The sequence below is a fragment of the Agarivorans sp. MS3-6 genome (genome assembly GCF_054112545.1).
This window is the reverse complement of record NZ_CM134202.1, coordinates 416,161-432,496: the sequence shown is the minus strand read 5'-3', so window position 1 is coordinate 432,496 and position 16,336 is coordinate 416,161. Positions and strand designations below refer to the sequence as shown.

The following is a 16,336-nucleotide window of genomic DNA, read 5'->3' as shown; positions in this document are numbered from 1 at the left end:
TTTGCCAACATTAACGCTGTTAATCGTTAATGTTGGCGGGTAAAGCACATTATATTGACTGATTTAGATCGTGAGTGAGGGCTTCCACGGTTTTTTCTATGGGTTCATTTCGCTCGCCTACGACCACTAAACTGGCATTGTTTAAGGCGGTAACCATACCGTGCATCTTCTTATCAGCAAAGCTTTCAACCGCCTGTAGTTCGGTTGATTTAGGCACCACAAACACATTGATGTTAGAGCCCATTTTTCCTTTCATTACCATGTGAAAAGCGGGACTACCAGCATAAGCACAATGGTTTACGTACACGACATCGCCAGGGATTTGGTCAAAGCTAGCACCATAACGCACCAGCTTAGCATTAATTGTTTGTAAGTTAGGTTGTTCATCCACACCACTAATGTAGGGCATTTCATCGTAAACATGATGGAGTGCTATTTGCCCCATGTCGTGACTTTCGCTAGTTTGCCACGGGTTAAAATTGATGCTGATACCCACCGCAAAGGCGACAGACGCAGCCACCGCAAGGTGAAAACGGGTTTTGCGTTTGTAACGCAACTGCGAGTCATCAAAGCTTTGGCTCAAAATTAAACGTTCAGCCAATGCATCTGGCACATCTACATTTAGTGCTTGTTCTAATTTACTTTCGAACTGTTGCATATCATCAAATAGTTGCTTGTTTTTGCTGGTTCTGGTCGCTTCCTCGATGAGCGCGTCGTTGCGTTCACGAGGATTGGTATACAACTGGCGGCGAAACTCTAGCTCATCCATTACTGTGTCCTCGATTTTGGCCATCTTCTAAGGCTTCTTTTAGTTGATTGCGGGCGCGAAACAAACGTGTCATCACGGTGTTTTTGTTCAGTTCTAACATCTCAGCAATTTCGTCCCCACTAAAACCACCAATCACTTGCAGCAATAGCGGTTCTTTGTATTCGGGAGCAAGCTTGTCAATCTGCCGCCTTAGCCATACATTTTCAATTTGCTGTTCGGTGGATGTTGAATGAACATCGGCCACCGAGTGGTCTTCGATATCCACCAAATTAAACTGTTTGCGCTCAAACCGTCGCGCATTCTCGCGTCGTAATATGGTGATTAACCACGACTTAGCCGCTTTTTCGTCTTTTAGGCTATCGAGCGATCGCCATGCTCGCAGAAAAGTTTCCTGAACAATGTCTTCGGCAATGTGTTTATCGTGTACCAGCCAATAGGCGTAACGATAAATATCTCGATTATAAGCCTGCACGAGGGCTTCATAACGTTTTTGTTTTGCTTCCATACCCGACATGACCGAGTCGGTTTGCTTTTTCTTTCGAAAAAAATCAACAACCATGTAAATTCCTAGATAAAACGCCTAAGACTAATCTGTTATGATACGTATCAAAGAGAGTTAACTGCCTATGTGGTACACATTGTACACCTGATCGCGCCTTAGTTTAAGTTGTGTGAATAGTAAGGTCGGTCGCAAAAATAAAGGAAAATTGATGAAAACTAAATTAGAAGAATCACAAACTTGCTGTTGTGTAGATGTAGGTGCGGTAATCGACGGTGAAGAGCTTACCGCTGTTGTTGAAGAAGGGTTTGCAGAACAAGCGCTAGCGGAAGCAAGATTAGCTAATTTAATTGAAAAAGCACGCAAGGCCGAATCAGATCCTTGCGAGATCACTAGCGACATCAGCACCGTAGAAGGCGGGGTTAAATTAAACGCGTCTTTCACTTTTGCCTGCCAAGCAGAAAGCTTAATCTTTCAATTAAGCCTTAACCGCTAACCGCTTAAGGGTTGAGCGAGGACAGTGCCGACTGGCCTTGCTCTTTTTTAGCCTTTAACTTTTTCTTAATACTGGCGCACTGCTGATAAAACTGCTTCAAATCTAGCGCTGCTTGCGCATTATTCCCCCAGTTTTCCCGAGATAGTTGCTGTAGTTGCATCTCTAATTCACGCGACGTTGGCTGTTGGTTTAGCCATTGACGCAAGGCGTGTTCTGCTACTTGGCTCTGTTGCTGCTGGCACGCATTAGCAAATTGTTGCCAAGGTTGATTGTTTAAGCCATCAGCTTGTTCAGGGCTTGGTGGTTGTTCAGACTGCTGAAGGGGTGCGCCGCGGCGACGTTTCACACTCCATACTAATAGTCCTAAAGTCACTAGCCAAGCTATCGCAAATAGCCATGTCCAAATTGAAGTGGTCGCTTGGCTAGGTGCTTGTGGGGTGTCTGTGGCGCTTGGCTGCAAGTTTGCCAATTGTTGATTAATTGGTGCGGCTACGACAGTCATTGTTCGCTCGGCTATTTTTGCCGTGGCCAATTGGTCGCTGCCTAAATCCCACCAAGGGACCGACCAGCCCGGCAGACTCAGCTCGCCAGTATTTACCGGAATGAGCGCAACATTTAAGCTGCGCTGCGCGAATACAATGCCGTCTTTGACGATGGTTCGGTCTTGATAGTCTTCAGGGTAAACCCGAAAATCATCACCGTAGTCGATGCTTATCTCGGGTAACTGCGCTTCAGTGATGCCTGCAATGGTTAAATTGATAATGCGAGTAAAGGCTTGGCCTTGTTGATAATCACTTTGTAAAGGTTGGATTTCTTCATAGAGCAGCACGTCGGTCGAGGGGAGCCAGGTGCCTGGGAAATCAGCAGGCGGTGCTTTTACTTCTAAAGATAAGGTTTGAGCGGCGATATCTACCGGGCGAGCTCGGCGGTTAATATCATTGGCAAGCCCACTTAAACGTGGACCTTTTACCTCAAATTGACCGGCTTTTTCTGGGGTGATCAGCCAGTGGCGTAATAGTGTGCGATAACGCTTACCGTCTACAATCTCTAAATCTTGTTTGTCATCACCTAGCTTCTCAATTTTTGCGCCTAACATACTTGGGGCAATAATATTGGCTTGATCTAAACTATTGGCCACCCATATTTTTGCAGTAAAACGCACCGGCTGGCCGATATATACTTGCGCATTGTCGAGGCTCACTTCCATGCGCACTTGGTCTTTGCTTGGCTCTATGGCTGCAATGGTTTTAGCTTTTAGTTGAATAGGGATGGTTTGCTGGCCGCCAATACTGAAAGAGGGGATCAGGTAGCTGCCTTCTTCTCGCACTAACAAGGTGGTTGTCCAACGGGTTTGGGTGGATGACACCCCATTGATACTCGTGTGCTGCCTACCCGTAGAAGTGCTGCCAACCACAAAGTTTTGGCGTAGCAATACTGATGAATCAAATTCGCTGGCTGGCAGGGTGTCATCAGCGATGATTTCTAGGGTGAAGGCTTGCCCAACAGCGACCGGATTTTGACTGACGGTAGCGGTTACTTCAGTAGTGGCATAACTGTTTAAGCTAAGTAAAAGAATAATACAAAGGCTGAGCGCTTTCACTTACCAATTCTCCTGATTGCTGGGTTGACGACGGCGTTTTTGGTATTCAAGGTACATTTTGTTGCGTAGCAATAAGCTAGGGTCGTTAGGCAGTTCATCCAACCATTGTTCTAGCTGATCTTTATCCAATGGCTCACCGCTTGGTGAACCCGCTTGCGCGCTTTGCTGTTCATCGTCTTCTGCTGGCTCAGTCGCTTCGGCTTGTTCGGCTTGCTGTTGTTCATTTGGTTGCTGTTGGTCGGGGTCTTCCTCTGCGGCTTGTTGTTCTTGCGCAGTGTCTGAGTCGTCGTTTTGCTGTGGTGATTGAGAGTCAGCCGATTGCTGTTGCTCATTGTTTTCTTGAGATTGCTCTGAATCATCCTTCGATTGCTCTGATTGTTGCTGCTGGTTTTGCTGTTGTTCAAGCAGTTTTTCAACCAGCCCTTTGTTATGGCTAGCGGCTTCTAAATCAGGCTGGCGTTGCAAAGCCTGCTCATAGGCAGATATTGCTTCGGGGTAGTGACCAAGCTGAGTGAGGGAATTACCTTGGTTGAACCAACCCTCAGCGCTGTCATCTTGAGAGAACAGTTGCTGAGCTTGCTGATATTCACCGGCTCGATATAGCGCCGAGGCTTTCCAGCTAGAATCGTTAAACAGTTCTGCGGCTTGTTGATATTGCTCTGCCTCAAAGGCTTGGTGTGCTTGTTGGGCGTCATTCTGCCAGATATCAGCGGCTGTAGCAGGCTTAGGTAGCGTAAACACGCCTAGGGTTATGCTAAGCATTAATAGTTCGGCACGGCGAACGCTGTTGAGTAATAGCAATAGAATAAACGGTAGTAGGTAGTAACCCACATCTTGTCTTATTTGCCCTTGCTGCGCGCTAACTTGGTTTTGCTCGCTATTGCGGCTTCGTAATGAGCCGAGTTTTTCAATATCACTGTTATCGGCACTTATCAGTTGGCAAATCCCTGCGGTTTGTTGACACAAGGGCAAAAAATACTCGGCTTGTAACTTAGGGATAACAATGCTGCCGTATTGATCTTTAAGCATGCTGCCATTTTCCAATGGAATTGGCGCGCCTTCTTCGGTACCTAGTGCCAACATAGAGAAACGCAAGTTGTGCCGTTGCAGGCTAGCTAAACTCTTGGTCATTTGTTGCTCACTAATACCATCCCCAATTAATACCACATCGCCTGTGGCATAGCCGGCTTGTTTAATCAACTCGGCGGCTTGTTCAATCGCCAAATTAAGGGCTGAGCCATGACTGGGCATTAACTCTGGTTTTAGGTGGGGAACCAAGTTAGCCAGCGTATTGGTGTCGCTGCTTAAGGGACTTAATACAAAAGCATCACCGGCGTATGCAATCAGTGCCGTTTCGCCGTCTTGCCATTGGTTTAATAAATCTAAGGCTTTGTATTTTGCCAGCTCAACTCGGTCGGGTTTTACGTCACGAGCGCGCATGGAGTAGGACATATCCATGATTAATACCCGCGCACTGCCTTCTCGGTAGAGTGGAACATCATCGCTGACGATGCTGGGGCCGCTGAGTGCCAGTATGATTAAACTAAATAAGCCTGCTAGTGACCATTGTGAGCGTTTAGCTTGCTGGGGCGAGGTGATGAGGTATTTAGCAATGCCAGGGCTGAGTAGTTGGCTCCATGCAGATTGCTCTCGTTGCTGTTTTTTAAGCAACAGTAGTAATAACAAGGGGCTTAATAACAGCCATTCGGGGCGCAATAAACTGATATCTAACATTACCGTGCCTCCTTAATAAAGCTTTGAGCAACCAAAGAGCAGAAAGGACGGATTAAGCTTGCTAGTCGCTGCCTTTGGGGGCGCACTAAACTGGTCGTAACCATTATTGAGCCTCTCTACTAAAGCGCTGGCTAAGCAAAGGGCCAATTAAGGCCGCTAGCAGCAGCAGGGTGAGCAAAGAAAGCGGCCAGTAATACAATTCGTATTGTGGGCGATAGTATTGCTGGGCTTCAGACATCGGGTTTAAAGCGCCAATTTCTTGATATATTTGTGCTAGCTCGTCAGTGCTTCGAGCACGGTAGTACTTCCCGCCGGTCATGCCTGCAATTTCTTGCAATAGCTGTTCATCTAAGTCTTGAGAAGGGTTAACTTTGCGCGTTCCAAATAGTGTTTGTTGGTAAAACTCATCAGCGCCAACCCCTATGGTATAAATAACTACTTGGCTTTTGGCAGCCATCTCAGCGGCTTGTATCGGCTCAACTGCTCCGGAGGTGTTTTGCCCATCGGTGAGTAAAATAAGTATCCGTTGCTCGGCAGGGTGGTTCATTAGCTGTTTAATGCCAAGCCCTATGCCTTCGCCGATGGCAGTTCTATCACCGACTAAACCATGAACAAGTTCATCCACCTGAACCAGCAAAGAATCGACATCAAAACTCAAGGGAGAAGATAAGTAGGCGTGGTCGGCAAATAAAATCATACCAAGGCGGTCACCTCGACGTTGTTCAATAAATTCTTTCAATAAATATTTAAGGGCCGTTAGCCTATCTACCGCCTCGCCATCGAGTTGCATATCTTTGATTTGCATGCTGCTCGACATATCAACCGACAACAGTAAATCTCGGCCCTGTTCATTGATTCCCTGAACTTGATCGTCTAACCACACTGGTCTAGCTAAAGCCGTCAGACACAGTAGCCAAATTGCCCAACGCAAACTTTGTTTTAGTGGGCTGTTTGGTTTATCTAATTCAGCTTGCTGCTGTGTGTAAGGCAGGCTGGTATTGAGCAATTGTTCCGGTTGTTGGCTTTGCTGAGATTGGCTAAAGCGTTCCACTAGCCACAATAAAGGGATAGCAAAAAAAGCATAAGGCCATACAAATTCAAACATCTTGGCCCCTTGTTATTCCCGATTGTTGGTTGCTGGTGGCAGCTAAGGATAAAAAAGAACGTAAATTAACCGGTGGGCGTAGATTTCTTACCCAACGCTTACATAGGGCTGCAGTATCAGCATCTAGTGTACTAGGCGAAGGCGCGTACAATTGTTGTTGCCACTGTTGCTTAATCGATATAAATGCGCTGCTATTGCCCTTAAGCGTGCTATCGAGAAAGCTCAGCCAAGCCTCACCACTGAGTGACGCCACTTGTTGCCTTGGGTAATAACTTAAGGCCAAACGTTTCATTAATTGGTTGGTTTCACTCAAGGTCAGTTCTGCTTGATTTAGTAGCTGCAAGGCTTCGCGGCGAGGTTTACACAATTGCCAATAACGCCAACTGGAAAACAACAAGCCAACCAATGCCGCAATAATTACCATGGCTAATAGCCACCAACCCACCGCTGGGAGGGCCGTTTCATAATGGGTGGGTAGAATAATATCTTCTAAATTTGCTAGTAGGTCACTTTGCTCAGGCATAGTCCTGCCACTCTAACGCTGTTGAGAAATGCTGATGAGGAATTCGCGCTTGCTGCAGCATGCCATCAATGGTTTGCTGGCGCTGGTTCGCTAAGCGTTTAAATTGTTGGCGAAACGATTTATTGTCTGGCTGTAAATAGCCTTCAGAGTGGCCATTATTTACCTGTAATTGCTGGCTACTTGAAGATTTTGGCAGCTGTTGCTCTAAAGGATCGCTAATTTGCCAAGCAAATACTTGGTTGTGATTAGACAAACGTTGCAAGTGCAATGCTGCAGCCTGGTCAAAATGGTAAAAATCACTAATTAGATGCACTTGATAACCGGTTTTAACCAGTTGGCAGAGCGTTTCTAAGTTTTGATTAGGTGACATATTGCCTATTCGCTGGCTACTGAGTGCCGCAAACTGCCGATTATGTTGCTCTGCAATGCTATTTAGTTGGGCTAACCAATGGGTTTTACTGGCGGCCGGTTTTTCATTATGACTGTGTTCGCCAAGGTGCAGCATTAACGCTACTCGCTCACCGAGTTGTTGGGCATTCCAACCTAAGCAAGCGGCCAACTCGCTAGCAAATACCGACTTGAGTTTATCGCCACTGCCAAAATACATTGAGTGTGATAAATCCAAGAAAATGAACACGGGATGTTCGCGATCTTCGCGAAATAGCTTGGTATGCGTTTTACCGGTGCGAGCGGTCACGCGCCAATCAATACAACGTATGTCATCACCAGCTTGGTAATGCCGCACTTCATCAAACTCCATGCCTCGACCACGTACTTTACTCAAGCGATTACCGCTTCGATTACTCGATACTTGACGCCAAGGGGGCATATTGAGATGAATCGCTCTGGCTTCTATCAGTTGTTCGATGTCGAGACTAACTGGAGATTGACGGGTGATGGTGTTCATTAGGCAAAGGCTACCAATTCAATAAGACGCTGTATGACAGCATCGGCTTGTATCCCTTTCGCTTGGGCTTGGTAACTTAATAACAAGCGATGACGTAATACTGGATAGGCCAATTGTTGGATATCGTCTGGGCTCACAAAATCACGCCCATCGAGCCATGCTTTGGCTCTAGCTGCTCTGGCCAACGAAATACTGGCTCTAGGGCTGGCACCAAACTCTAACCATTGGCTAAACTCATCGGTATAACGCTCGGGTTGGCGAGTAGCCACAACCAAGTCAACAATATACTGGTTAAGCTGTGGGGCAATGTGTACTTCTAAAATGGCACGACGCAAGGCAAAAAGTTTCTGCTGAGTGAGAGGCTCTGGTTTACGTAAGTGAACTTGCTTGGCTTCTCGCTCGGTGAGTTGCAGAATTTTTAGTTCGTTTTCTGCATCGGGGTAGTCTAAACACAATTTGAACATGAAGCGATCTAGCTGGGCTTCAGGCAGCGGATAGGTGCCTTCTTGTTCAATTGGGTTTTGAGTTGCCATTACCATAAACAGTTTTGGTAAGGCGTAGCTAGTGCTACCCACGGTAATTTGTTGCTCCGCCATCGCTTCTAGTAAGGCTGATTGTACTTTAGCGGGGGCGCGGTTAATTTCGTCGGCCAATACCAGGTTGTGAAAAATGGGCCCTTTTTGGAAACTAAAACTGGCAGTTTCGGGGTGAAAAATATCGGTACCCGTGAGATCAGCCGGCAATAAGTCTGGTGTAAACTGAACTCGATGAAAGTCACCCTCAATACACTCTGATAAGGCTTTTACTGCGCGTGTTTTTGCCAGCCCCGGCGGGCCTTCAACTAAAATATGCCCATCGGAGAGTAAGGCGACAAGTAATTGTTCAATAAATTCTGATTGGCCAACAATGCTTTGATTAAGATAATCTCTTATGGCCGATAAATTGTTATTGCTCATTCTATCCTCTGAATTGTCTCTCGCTTGCGGATGATAAAGCACTCTGCGCTAGGCGCAAAATTTTTCCTTAAAATTTGACGGCTTAACACAAGTTTTAATCACTTGTTTGAATTATGTGAATAATTAGTTAATATAAACCCATGAGGTCGGACCTCTTAACTTGTTAAGGATATATTGAATGCACCAACAACAATCTTTAAAGACCGCCAATGGGGCTCGAATCGCAGTGGTAGCCGGTTTGCGTACGCCGTTCGCCCGACAGTCTACCGCTTATCAGGATGTACCCGCCGTAGATCTTGGCAAAATGGTGGTTAACGAATTAATTAAACGCGTAGACCTCGATGTTAAAGAAATTCAACAACTGGTGTTTGGCCAAGTGGTGCAGATGCCCGCCGCGCCGAATATCGCTCGAGAAATCGTATTAGGCACGCCGCTTGATGTCTCTACCGACGCCTACAGTGTCTCGCGCGCTTGTGCTACCAGTTTTCAAGCTGCCGTTAACGTAGCAGAGTCGATTATGGCAGGCACTATTGATTGCGGCATTGCGGGTGGGGCTGATTCGTCATCAGTATTACCTATTGGTGTTAGCAAAAAGCTGGCTCGCAGTTTACTGGGTTTATCAAAGGCGCGTACAGCCGGACAACGTTGGAACATTATTAAAAAGCTGCGTATTAAAGATTTGGTGCCGGTGCCACCTGCAGTGGCGGAATATTCAACGGGTATCTCAATGGGACAAACTGCTGAGCAAATGGCAAAAACCCACAGTATAGCGCGTGCAGAACAAGATAAATTGGCTGCTCGGTCGCATCATTTAGCCTATCAAGCCTGGGAAGAAGGCAAGCTTGATGATGAGGTAATGACCGCTTATCCAGAGCCTTACAAAACCGCAATTAGCCGTGACAACAATGTTCGTGGTGACTCAAGCGAAGAAAAATTAGCCAAATTAAAGCCCGTTTTTGACCGTAAACACGGCTCTGTGACAGCCGCTAATGCCACGCCGCTTACTGACGGCGCAGCCGCGGTATTGTTAATGCGAGAAGATAAAGCCAAAGCCCTAGGCTTACCAATATTGGGTTACATTAGAAGCTATGCTTTTGCTGGCATTGATGTTTGGGAAGATATGTTGATGGGGCCGTCTTATGCAACGCCAATAGCCTTAGATCGCGCTGGTATCACCCTACAAGACTTAGACCTTATCGAGATGCATGAAGCCTTTGCCGCGCAAACGCTGGCTAACGTAAAAATGTTCGCCAGCGATGAATTCGCTAAATCAATTGGTCGCGATCAGGCCTTGGGTGAGATTGATATGGAAAAATTCAATGTAATGGGCAGTTCTATTGCTTATGGTCACCCCTTTGCGGCCACCGGAGCAAGAATGATTACTCAAATGCTTAACGAACTGCGTCGACGGGGTGGGGGCTTAGGTTTGACTACTGCCTGTGCCGCGGGTGGTTTGGGTGCAGCTATGATTTTGGAGGTTGAGTAATGGAACAGCAAACTTTTACACTAAACATTGAAGACAATATCGCACTACTTAAAATTGATGTACATGGCGAATCCATGAACACCTTAAAAGCAGAGTTTGGCCCGCAGTTAGATACTATTTTGGCTGATTTAGAGACGCAATCGCAGCTTAGTGGTTTAGTGGTATATAGCGGTAAAGCTGATTCTTTCATTGCGGGTGCGGATATAGGTATGTTGGATAGCTGCGACACAGCCGAAGACGCGCAAAAATTATCGCAAGACGGTCACAAAGTATTCGCTCGTCTAGCTAAATTACCGATGCCAGTGATAGCCGCCATTCATGGACCTTGTTTAGGTGGCGGTTTAGAGGTGGCGTTAGCGTGTGATTATCGAGTATGTAGCCTAGATGATAAAACCAGTCTAGGCTTGCCAGAAGTACAGTTGGGTTTATTGCCGGGCGGCGGTGGCACCCAACGCTTACCTAAGCTAGTGGGTATTCAAAAATCCTTAGAAATGATGCTTACGGGTAAGCAGCTTCGTCCAAAACAAGCCCTAAAAAGTGGTCTAGTTGATGAAGTGGTCCCCAATAGCGTATTGCTAGAGGTAGCCAAAAAATATGCAGGCAAAACCAAACGCAGGCCAAAAGCTAAGCTAAGCATGGTGTCGCAGTTGCTTGAAGGCAACCCGCTGGGTAGAAACGTTTTATTTTCACAAGTAACCAAACAAACCTTAACTAAAACGCGTGGTAATTACCCTGCGCCAATGGAAATTATTGCCTGTGTTAAAGCGGGAATCGATAAAAGTACTGATGCCGCTTACCAAGAAGAAGCTAAGCGTTTTGCCGGTTTAGTGAAGAGTTCTGAGTCAGCGGCTTTACGTGGCTTATTTTTCGCCTCAAATGAGCTTAAAAAAGAAAGCCTGTTTGACGGGGTTAAGCCGCAAAAAATAAACCAAGTTGCCGTATTAGGTGGCGGTTTGATGGGCGCCGGTATTGCTTTTGTGTCTGCCACTAAAGCCAAGGCGCAAGTTCGCATTAAAGATATTAGTGAGCAGGGCGTATTAGGTGGGCTTAATTATGCTTATAAGCTACTTGATAAAAAGCGAAAACGCCGTTTTATCAGTCACGCTCAGCTACAACAACAAATGAATGCTATTACTGGTGGTACCAACTTCGTTGGGATGCAGAATACTCAAATTGCGGTAGAGGCAGTATTTGAAGATTTAGCGCTTAAACAACAAATGGTGGCAGACATTGAAACCAATTGTAATCAACATACCATTTTTGCCAGTAATACCTCTTCATTACCGATTACTCAAATTGCCGCCACCGCCAAGCGCCCAGAACAGGTTATTGGCTTACATTATTTTAGTCCAGTTGAAAAAATGCCTCTGGCTGAAATTATCCCGCATAGCGGAACTAGCGAGCAAACTATTGCTGATACCCTAGAATTTGCCCGTAAGCAGGGGAAAACGGCGATTGTGGTTAAAGACGGTGCCGGCTTTTATGTAAACCGTATTTTGGCGCCTTACATGAATGAGGCGGCACTGTTGCTACTTGAAGGTCAAAGTATTGAGCATTTAGATAACACCTTGCTTGATTATGGCTTTCCGGTTGGGCCTATGACGTTGTTAGATGAGGTGGGCATTGATGTAGGCTCTAAAATCGCCCCAATCTTGGAAGCAGAATTGGGTGAGCGATTTAAAGCCCCCGATGCGTTTGCCAAACTGATTGATGACCAGCGTTTAGGTAAGAAAAACGGCCGTGGCTTCTACTTATACGGTAAAGGTAAAAAATCCAAAGCCAAGCAAGTAGATGAAAAAGTCTACGCAGTGTTAGGGGTTAAACCTAAGGGCGATATGGATGCTCAAACACTGGCTAAGCGCTGCGTATATATGATGCTGAATGAAGCCGCTCGCTGCTTAGATGAAGGGGTTATTCGCAGTGCTCGTGATGGTGATTTAGGTGCCATTTTTGGCATTGGCTTCCCGCCATTCTTGGGTGGACCGTTCCGCGCGATGGACGCTATTGGCATTGATAAATTAGTGACCGAGTTACACGCCATGGAAGCTAACTACGGTGAACGATTCAAACCCTGTGAGGCTTTGGTGAGTATGGCTGAACAAGGGCAGGTTTATTACGCCTAACATAGCTGGAAAGTGAATCACTGAGCCCAAAGCAAATGGTTTGTTTTGGGTTTAGTGAATTGCCACTATCTCTGTTATTATTCTCGGCCAATTTGTAGTAGGGCTAGTAGTATGTTTTGGCTTTTGTTGGTGTCGTTATTGTTTGGCTTGTTTTTCTATATTGAAGCCATCAAATTTTCATTGCCAGGTTGGCGTTGGGCCATTGCCGGCTTGTTATTTGGACCGATATGTATACCACTGTTGTGGACGCATCAGAAACTTAACTTAAAACGTAGCCAAGGATTTAATGAGTCTTGTTTGCAAGCGTAAAGACAACGCCTAGGCTGCTACTTTAATTGTAGCTATACAGTTTTGCTTGGCGTTGAAAGTCTGTGCGATCACTGATGTAATGCCCGGTCTCTAAATGGTGGGTGTTTAGCGGCCCTTGTTGTAAATCAGTTCCGCCATAGTTGTATACAACTATCCTGTCTCGTTGTTTACTTTTTAAACTCATCATGAATCTGACCAAATCTCGGCGCTCTAATTGTTCAATTCGTTTAGCGGCAAGTTGTCGCTGATTGAAGTTGTGGTCCTTATTGCCAATGCTCACCCAAAATCGTTGTGCTCGAGTACGCATGTTACTTTCTCGTTCAAGGATCTGGGCAATGAGACCTTGTTTGCTTTGCTGCCACTGAGCATCGCTCAGTTCAAACATCAGTACTGGAAAAGCATCCAAAAAGTCATTGATTGCATCGAGTAATGTTTGAGGTTGTCCATGCGGAGATTGAACGTAAAATATGATGCCGGGGTGTCGATTTAACGGTAAATTACCGGTACCAACGATGTAGCCTAGCTGCTGTTTCGTGCGCAGTTCATTAAAGAACGTTGAAGTCATGATGTGGTTACTTAAGGCAAATAGTGCAATGCTTTCAGGGCTTAGATCACGACTTTGAAAGTAAACCATCAAGGCTGAATCACTTTGCTTACAGTCTACTTCATAGAGGAGGGTTGCCTGATCTTTGATGCTGACAAGTTTGCGCGGTGTTTCTTTGGATGGACTTGAATCAGGTGAAATTTCTTGTTGAATAAAGTCGCCCAGTTGGTGAATTTCTGATTCAGCCCAATTACCATACGCCAGCATTTCGATATGAATATTTTGATAAAGCTTTGCCACGAAATCAGGCATGTCTTCTAACTGAATATCTTCTAAAGCTTCTAGTAATTCTGCTGGTGGCGGGTTGTTGGGTTGCAATAGCGAGGTCAATTCACTAAATAATTGCGATATAGGCTTCACCTGCATTTGGTTTTGCCAGTGCTTGCTCAACTGCTGTTTTATTATGCCAAACCGCTTACGCTCGAAATGGCCAAATAAACGATTATTCATGATCATTTTAAGCAGCAAGATTTGTTTATCACTAAAGCCTGACAAGTGCAGCGTGTAGCCACCTTGGTGAGAATATAACTGATAAGACATACCGGCAATCTCGGCCTGATAGGTCATTTCACTGAGGTGGTCCAACATCAGCTCCACCATTAATCGGCTGCAAACGATGTTTCTCACCGAGGCAACCGAGTAGGCGGAGTCTACCGAAACGTAAAGATGGCCTTTAGGTACTTTAAATTCGGGTTCATTACTAAACCATAAACGGAAGCCAGGCTTGTCGTACAACAATCTTGGTTGGGCTTCTTGGTCGTCCACCTCGACTAAAGGGGTGGTATTAAATGACAGAAATGGGTTGCTGCTGGGTAATTGCAAGCTGTCGAGCTTTGCCGGTTGGCGCCAGCGATCTAAGCGCTGTTTAGCTATCGGCTCGACCGAGTAGGGGGTATGGTACCACTTGGCTATTTTATTACATGGCTGCTGCGCAGAAACGATGGTAATTCTTAAATTATCAGGCGACAGCTGTTTTAAACACTGTTCGATTAAGGCTTGATCATATTGCTCCATCGCATAGTCACCATAAATCACATCTTCAGCCGGATAATGCTGAAGGTTGACCGACAGATGTGAAACGAGGTCGATAGCGCGAGATTTTTCTTGATAGAGAAAAGCGCGCTCGAACACTTGTTGCTTCTCGCTGTAGCGCCAAGCTTGCAAGCCTTGGTTTTGGATTAACTTTAAGTAGGAAAAACTGGCATCAATAATAGAGTCGATACAAGTTAGCCCTTCTTCGGTTAGATTATAGCTAATGCAAAAGTCTTTAAAATTACTGCCACTAATTCCCCCACCAGCTGCCATTGAATTGATTAACCCAGCATGGCGCAATAAGGCCACTAAACTACCAGGGCCTTCGTACCCTAATAAATGAGCAATATAGGTGAGCGGCTTGATCCTATACAGGGGGTCCATATTACCAAAGCCAAATGATAAAGTGAGTTTCTTAAGTTCTTTTACCGGCTGAATGTGAATCTCTAAGCCTAAATGCTCAGCTAAATACAGTGGTGCAAAATCATAGGTTTTTACCGCTACTCGCGGAACAGCATTAAATAATTGAACCACGTATTCCTCTAGGCTGTCGATTGCTTGAGGGCTAATGAGTACCAAGGTCATCAAATGGGCTGAATAATGCTGCTGATAAAAGTCGATCAAGTCATCTCTGATAGTGGCGTCTTGGGTGTCACTCAAGGTATCCAAATTGCCCACAGAAAACTGACTAAAAGGGTGGGCCGGATTCATCGTTTCTTTGTGGACTTGATAGAGGCGACGTACGTCATCTTTTAGTTTTAGCTTGTACTCGGAGTCTACGGCTTGGCGTTCACGGTCGACTAGCTCTGGATTGAAGCATGGGCAAATAAAAAATTGGCTAAAGCGATCTAAGGCTTCGTCAAACCAGTCATTTTCAATATCGAAATAGAAATTAGTATGTTCTGTACCGGTCCACGCGTTGTTGCTGCCTCCGTGACGGTTAATAAAGGATTGATACTCCCCTGCGACGGGATAGGATTCAGTCCCTAAAAACAGCATGTGTTCAAGAAAGTGAGCGAGCCCCTCTCTTCCGTCTGGATCGTGGAAGTGACCAATATTTACCGCCAATGAGGCTGCCGACTTTTGGGCGTCTTGGTCTTGAATCAAAAGCACCTTAAGACCATTGTCTAATGTTATGTTGTGATAGTGTTTCGGATCATTAGGGCTGGTACGCAAGGTCGTATCCTTTATCAAAGAGATATAATGATTATCAGCTGCTTATTCAGGTCTTGCAAACTCTGATGGAAGTTTTGTTGCATATCAATTAAATTAGCTGCGAAAAACGTAATATAAGCTGCTTTCCACTATCAACGAAAATAGAAGAGTGACAATATGCAAGTTTTTATCATGCGTCATGGCGAAGCCGAGATGTTTGCCGCTAGTGATAGTGACCGAAGTTTAAATCAATCTGGCATAACAGAGGTGGCTAAAATGGCGACTTATTTAGCCGGAAAAATTGAACATCTTGATTACGTATTGGTTAGCCCCTATTTACGTGCTCAGCAAACTTGGCAAGGTTTAGCCGCTGTATTACCTAAAGCAACTAACATCGTTGAAATGACTGAACTCACTCCTTCTGGTGATGAAGCCGCTGTGGTGAGCTTAATTAGTGAACTTGCGCTAGAACAGCCAAATGCGAATTTACTGGTGATTTCACATTTACCTTTGGTGGGGTATTTAGTGGAAGGTTTGGCGGCAGATGCTGGTGCACCATTATTCAGTACTGCAGCTGTCGCGCAAGTCGAGGTGGCGCCTGAAAACAGATTTATCTCTTTGCTACATCCGGTAAGCTTGTAAATACTTGGTTTTTTACTTCATCTTCTACAGAAAAGTTGGATTTTTAATCTAGCTTGAAAAGGTTCCCAGTTTTTTGTGCTTTTGAGATCTCCTTCGCGGAACGCTGAATTGGACACAATATCTTTAGAATTAGCGAAAATCTCCTAGTAGTATGTCTGCGTCGCAACAAGTAGTGGACATACTTTATGAAAATATTTTCGCGCTATTCTCCTGTCAAAATTGCCCGTTATGTCAAAGCGTTTTTTAAGGGACGTTTGTATATTCAGGGACGTGGGGCTTACGAATTCAAAAACGGTAAGCTAGAAACGCTACCTAATCACAAAACCAACAAACATCGACAAACGGTTGCTGAAGTCAATCAGAAAATTGATCAATTTAGGAACAAAGCTGCCTAGT

15 protein-coding genes are annotated in these 16,336 nt (G+C 45.3%); 6 read left to right on the top strand and 9 right to left on the bottom strand.

Features of this window, described 5'->3' with window-relative positions:
• Nucleotides 1–49: 49 nt before the first annotated feature.
• Both ACVFI8_RS02015 and ACVFI8_RS02010 read right to left on the bottom strand, forming a co-directional pair.
• Nucleotides 50–793 carry a DUF3379 family protein gene (locus tag ACVFI8_RS02015; protein ID WP_248715115.1) on the bottom strand — a complete coding sequence of 248 codons (744 nt, stop codon included), beginning with the start codon at nt 791–793 and terminating at the stop codon, nt 50–52.
• A complete protein-coding gene (locus tag ACVFI8_RS02010; protein ID WP_248715116.1) occupies nt 762–1,328 on the bottom strand; it encodes a sigma-70 family RNA polymerase sigma factor in 567 nt (188 codons plus the stop codon). Before ACVFI8_RS02010 ends, ACVFI8_RS02015 begins: the two co-directional genes overlap by 32 nt.
• Before the next feature lie 151 nt (nt 1,329–1,479).
• Here ACVFI8_RS02010 and ACVFI8_RS02005 point away from each other — a divergent pair, with 151 nt between their 5' ends.
• On the top strand, nt 1,480–1,764 hold the full coding sequence (locus tag ACVFI8_RS02005; RefSeq protein WP_457872887.1) for a YfcZ/YiiS family protein: 285 nt from the start codon (nt 1,480–1,482) through the stop codon (nt 1,762–1,764).
• A gap of 4 nt (nt 1,765–1,768) precedes the next feature.
• Here ACVFI8_RS02005 and ACVFI8_RS02000 read toward each other — a convergent pair whose 3' ends face one another.
• The 6 genes from ACVFI8_RS02000 to ACVFI8_RS01975 form a co-directional block, all read right to left on the bottom strand.
• The gene (locus ACVFI8_RS02000) at nt 1,769–3,364 is read right to left on the bottom strand and encodes a BatD family protein (protein ID WP_457872886.1); all 1,596 of its coding nucleotides are present in this window, start codon (nt 3,362–3,364) and stop codon (nt 1,769–1,771) included.
• A complete protein-coding gene (locus ACVFI8_RS01995) occupies nt 3,365–5,098 on the bottom strand; it encodes a VWA domain-containing protein (RefSeq protein ID WP_457872885.1) in 1,734 nt (577 codons plus the stop codon).
• 103 nt (nt 5,099–5,201) lie between these two features.
• Nucleotides 5,202–6,203 carry a VWA domain-containing protein gene (locus ACVFI8_RS01990; protein WP_457872884.1) on the bottom strand — a complete coding sequence of 334 codons (1,002 nt, stop codon included), beginning with the start codon at nt 6,201–6,203 and terminating at the stop codon, nt 5,202–5,204.
• Nucleotides 6,196–6,726, bottom strand: coding sequence for a DUF4381 domain-containing protein (locus ACVFI8_RS01985; RefSeq protein WP_457872883.1), 531 nt, complete (start codon nt 6,724–6,726; stop codon nt 6,196–6,198). The genes ACVFI8_RS01990 and ACVFI8_RS01985 overlap by 8 nt, the downstream gene beginning before the upstream one ends.
• Nucleotides 6,719–7,633 carry a DUF58 domain-containing protein gene (locus ACVFI8_RS01980; RefSeq protein WP_457872882.1) on the bottom strand — a complete coding sequence of 305 codons (915 nt, stop codon included), beginning with the start codon at nt 7,631–7,633 and terminating at the stop codon, nt 6,719–6,721. The genes ACVFI8_RS01985 and ACVFI8_RS01980 overlap by 8 nt, the downstream gene beginning before the upstream one ends.
• Nucleotides 7,633–8,589: an AAA family ATPase gene (locus tag ACVFI8_RS01975; protein ID WP_457872881.1), complete on the bottom strand. Its 957-nt coding sequence runs from the start codon at nt 8,587–8,589 to the stop codon at nt 7,633–7,635. Before ACVFI8_RS01975 ends, ACVFI8_RS01980 begins: the two co-directional genes overlap by 1 nt.
• 178 nt (nt 8,590–8,767) lie before the next feature.
• Between ACVFI8_RS01975 and fadI the strand changes: the two genes are divergently transcribed.
• The 3 genes from fadI (at nt 8,768) to ACVFI8_RS01960 (ending at nt 12,507) form a co-directional block, all read left to right on the top strand.
• Complete coding sequence (gene fadI, locus ACVFI8_RS01970; protein WP_457872880.1) at nt 8,768–10,075, top strand: acetyl-CoA C-acyltransferase FadI; 1,308 nt, start codon at nt 8,768–8,770, stop codon at nt 10,073–10,075.
• On the top strand, nt 10,075–12,198 hold the full coding sequence (gene fadJ, locus ACVFI8_RS01965) for a fatty acid oxidation complex subunit alpha FadJ (protein WP_457872879.1): 2,124 nt from the start codon (nt 10,075–10,077) through the stop codon (nt 12,196–12,198). The genes fadI and fadJ overlap by 1 nt, the downstream gene beginning before the upstream one ends.
• A 111-nt stretch (nt 12,199–12,309) precedes the next feature.
• The gene (locus ACVFI8_RS01960; protein ID WP_248715126.1) at nt 12,310–12,507 is read left to right on the top strand and encodes a hypothetical protein; all 198 of its coding nucleotides are present in this window, start codon (nt 12,310–12,312) and stop codon (nt 12,505–12,507) included.
• 22 nt (nt 12,508–12,529) lie between these two features.
• On the opposite strand, the gene ACVFI8_RS01955 is transcribed toward ACVFI8_RS01960, so the two are convergent.
• Nucleotides 12,530–15,319, bottom strand: coding sequence for an insulinase family protein (locus ACVFI8_RS01955; protein ID WP_457872878.1), 2,790 nt, complete (start codon nt 15,317–15,319; stop codon nt 12,530–12,532).
• 156 nt (nt 15,320–15,475) lie between these two features.
• Here ACVFI8_RS01955 and sixA point away from each other — a divergent pair, with 156 nt between their 5' ends.
• Both sixA and ACVFI8_RS01945 read left to right on the top strand, forming a co-directional pair.
• Complete coding sequence (gene sixA, locus ACVFI8_RS01950; protein ID WP_248715128.1) at nt 15,476–15,940, top strand: phosphohistidine phosphatase SixA; 465 nt, start codon at nt 15,476–15,478, stop codon at nt 15,938–15,940.
• A gap of 185 nt (nt 15,941–16,125) precedes the next feature.
• Nucleotides 16,126–16,335 (top strand): DUF1107 family protein, encoded by a 210-nt coding sequence (locus tag ACVFI8_RS01945; protein WP_248715129.1) that lies wholly within the window; start codon nt 16,126–16,128, stop codon nt 16,333–16,335.
• The last annotated feature ends 1 nt before the right edge of the window (nt 16,336 follow it).

Coding starts and splice junctions, on each gene's coding strand:
- ACVFI8_RS02015 (WP_248715115.1), bottom strand. CDS start 793: ATGGCCAAAATCGAGGACACAGTAATGGATGAGCTAGAGTTTCGCCGC.
- ACVFI8_RS02010 (WP_248715116.1), bottom strand. CDS start 1,328: ATGGTTGTTGATTTTTTTCGAAAGAAAAAGCAAACCGACTCGGTCATG.
- ACVFI8_RS02005 (WP_457872887.1), top strand. CDS start 1,480: ATGAAAACTAAATTAGAAGAATCACAAACTTGCTGTTGTGTAGATGTA.
- ACVFI8_RS01995 (WP_457872885.1), bottom strand. CDS start 5,098: ATGTTAGATATCAGTTTATTGCGCCCCGAATGGCTGTTATTAAGCCCC.
- ACVFI8_RS01990 (WP_457872884.1), bottom strand. CDS start 6,203: ATGTTTGAATTTGTATGGCCTTATGCTTTTTTTGCTATCCCTTTATTG.
- ACVFI8_RS01985 (WP_457872883.1), bottom strand. CDS start 6,726: ATGCCTGAGCAAAGTGACCTACTAGCAAATTTAGAAGATATTATTCTA.
- ACVFI8_RS01980 (WP_457872882.1), bottom strand. CDS start 7,633: ATGAACACCATCACCCGTCAATCTCCAGTTAGTCTCGACATCGAACAA.
- ACVFI8_RS01975 (WP_457872881.1), bottom strand. CDS start 8,589: ATGAGCAATAACAATTTATCGGCCATAAGAGATTATCTTAATCAAAGC.
- fadI (WP_457872880.1), top strand. CDS start 8,768: ATGCACCAACAACAATCTTTAAAGACCGCCAATGGGGCTCGAATCGCA.
- fadJ (WP_457872879.1), top strand. CDS start 10,075: ATGGAACAGCAAACTTTTACACTAAACATTGAAGACAATATCGCACTA.
- ACVFI8_RS01960 (WP_248715126.1), top strand. CDS start 12,310: ATGTTTTGGCTTTTGTTGGTGTCGTTATTGTTTGGCTTGTTTTTCTAT.
- sixA (WP_248715128.1), top strand. CDS start 15,476: ATGCAAGTTTTTATCATGCGTCATGGCGAAGCCGAGATGTTTGCCGCT.
- ACVFI8_RS01945 (WP_248715129.1), top strand. CDS start 16,126: ATGAAAATATTTTCGCGCTATTCTCCTGTCAAAATTGCCCGTTATGTC.